At 36.9% G+C, this 2,160-nt stretch carries 4 protein-coding genes; 2 read left to right on the forward strand and 2 right to left on the reverse strand.

Annotated features, from left to right (window positions below; all coding sequences use genetic code 11):
• The coding region (locus AC1DRF_RS24385; protein ID WP_477741911.1) for an aldose epimerase family protein at nucleotides 1-439 on the forward strand (439 nt) is incomplete at its 5' end.
• 62 nt (nucleotides 440-501) lie between these two features.
• Here AC1DRF_RS24385 and AC1DRF_RS24390 read toward each other — a convergent pair.
• Both AC1DRF_RS24390 and AC1DRF_RS24395 read right to left on the reverse strand, forming a co-directional pair.
• Nucleotides 502-627 (reverse strand): hypothetical protein, encoded by a 126-nt coding sequence (locus AC1DRF_RS24390; protein WP_477741912.1) that lies wholly within the window; start codon nucleotides 625-627, stop codon nucleotides 502-504.
• A 65-nt stretch (nucleotides 628-692) separates the two neighbouring features.
• Entirely contained in the window at nucleotides 693-1,115 is a 423-nt protein-coding gene (locus AC1DRF_RS24395; RefSeq protein ID WP_013056563.1) for a CBS domain-containing protein, read from the reverse strand.
• 246 nt (nucleotides 1,116-1,361) lie between these two features.
• Between AC1DRF_RS24395 and AC1DRF_RS24400 the strand changes: the two genes are divergently transcribed.
• Nucleotides 1,362-1,826 carry a hypothetical protein gene (locus tag AC1DRF_RS24400; RefSeq protein WP_427076308.1) on the forward strand — a complete coding sequence of 155 codons (465 nt, stop codon included), beginning with the start codon at nucleotides 1,362-1,364 and terminating at the stop codon, nucleotides 1,824-1,826.
• Nucleotides 1,827-2,160: the final 334 nt, after the last annotated feature.

Here is a 2,160-nt window from a genome sequence, read left to right on the forward strand (position 1 = left end):
GTTGAATAATGATCTTTTACCTACTGGAGAAGTGTTAAACGTCACAGATACCCCATTTGATTTTAGAGAAGGACATAGTCTCAAGGAAGGAGTGGAATCCACACATCCGCAAAATATATTAGTGGGTAAAGGATACGATCATCCATTTCTTTTAGAAKCAGAAGCTGAAAATCAGATGTCATTATTTGATCCTGCAAGCGGCCGCAAAATAGAAGTCAAAACGGATCAGCCTTCAGTCGTTCTCTATACGGGAAATCATCTAGACGAAGAATTCGAAATTAGAGGAGTTCACTCAGAGAAATACCTCGGTGTTTGCCTAGAAACACAAGGTTTACCGGACGCTATTCATCATCAGCATTTTCCTTCTTGTGTATTAAAGCCAGGTGAGAAGTATGAAGCGCATACTCACTATACATTTGTAACTGATCGCAGCCTGTAACAAAACGGGAGGATAAAAAGGATTACAAACGAGCCTCTGCCGATTGTAATCCTTTTTTAGTGTTACTTTTTCTTTTGGCTTTTTGCACGATTAGCGTCAAGCTCAGCCGCATATTCTTCTTGAGACTTTCCTTGCTTTTGACTCTCAGACTGAATCTTTTTAWATTTGTTATCGTTTAAATTTGGCATGTTAGCACCTCCTTGCAGACAGGGTTATTTTGTACAAGCATTAAGGATTTATATGCTGAAAAGTTTTAATGAACTTGATTAGAAATCTCGCTTAATGCTGCACCGGCTTCATCAACATATACGTTCACTGTCGCAAGGTCGCCGATTGCACAGATTCCAACCATATTATTATTCTCCACTACAATAATGCGGCGAATTTGATGGTCAGCCATCATACGTGCACACTCGTGAATATCCGTATCCGGAGAACACGTAATTACATCTTTAGTCATACAATCATGGCAATGCACAGTGTTGCAATCTTTTCCATCCGCCACGCAATTTAACACGATATCACGGTCTGTGATCATTCCCATTACTCGATTTTCTTGACACACCGGCACAGAACCACAATTAATATCACGCATTAATTTTGCAGCTGCTGTTACTGGGTCGTGCGGTGCACAAGCTTTCACATCTTTAGTCATAACTTCACGTACTGTAGTCATTTTTATTTCCTCCTTTTAAACATTCACCTCCGTATTTTCTCCATGCACATGCAGAATATGAGAATCAATAATTTCCTAAAAGCAAAAAAGTACAGGATTAAAATAAAGAAAGGAAAAAATTTTGTAACAAAAGGCGAATAAAGGAACTAACGCAGTGTAATAAGCACATAAAAAAGAGCCTATTACACAAACTAAAGAGGATATGATCTAACTTACATTTTCGTAACGGCAGGAGTTGGGTACATAATGAAAGGAAAGTTAACGCTTTTGGCAGTACTTTTATTGCCTTGGCTGTCTATAGTAAAAGTTGATAAATTTGTCTTTAAAAGATACCTACCTGTTTTAACGTTTAGTTCATTGGTTATTGCTTTTATCAGTGAGTTATCTAAAAGCTTTACTTGGTGGAAAGTGAGAAAACCTCTTTTTCCTAAACTTGCAAGCGATATATCTTTTATCTTTGGCCCATTTTTTGTAGCTAATTTTTGGGTATTCAAGCTGACCTATGGAAATTTTGAAAAATATTTGCTGATTAACGTTCTATTTGATTATCTATTTGCTTATCCTTTGACGAGTCTGGCAGAAAAACTAAAGGTATACAAAATGGTCAACATGACGCGTTTTCAACTTTTTATCATCTCGATTGCGACTGCTCTTATTAATTATTTGTATCAGCATTTTATAGAAGATGCTTTAAGGCAGAGAAGGCAATAGCTGATATTTCGTTAACCAGCTCATCGCCGCTTATATTTCGGTACTGTCAGCTTTAAATCGTATTAAAGCCCTCCTAAACTTGGTACATAAGTAGTTAAACGAGATAATAAAAGAAAAGAGAAACATGAGAGAAGATAAACCTCTTTCACGTTTCTCTGCTTTGTCATGCACATAAACTTTATCTGTACACCTTCATCGGCAAATACGTTAAAGATTGCCCCGTAGCTGAAGAAGTTAAATGCGATTCTAATTCAAAATCTTCAAATGGTTCGATATGAGAAAAGGCCTCTAAAAATGCTTCTAATATGATTTTCATTTCAAGTCGGGCAAGAGG

It is taken from the genome of Priestia sp. P5_B4 (genome assembly GCF_056400385.1).

Bases quoted from the DNA above. Each gene is read 5' to 3' on its own strand.
- AC1DRF_RS24400 (WP_427076308.1), top strand. From the start codon at position 1,362: ATGAAAGGAAAGTTAACGCTTTTGGCAGTACTTTTATTGCCTTGGCTG.
- AC1DRF_RS24395 (WP_013056563.1), bottom strand. From the start codon at position 1,115: ATGACTACAGTACGTGAAGTTATGACTAAAGATGTGAAAGCTTGTGCA.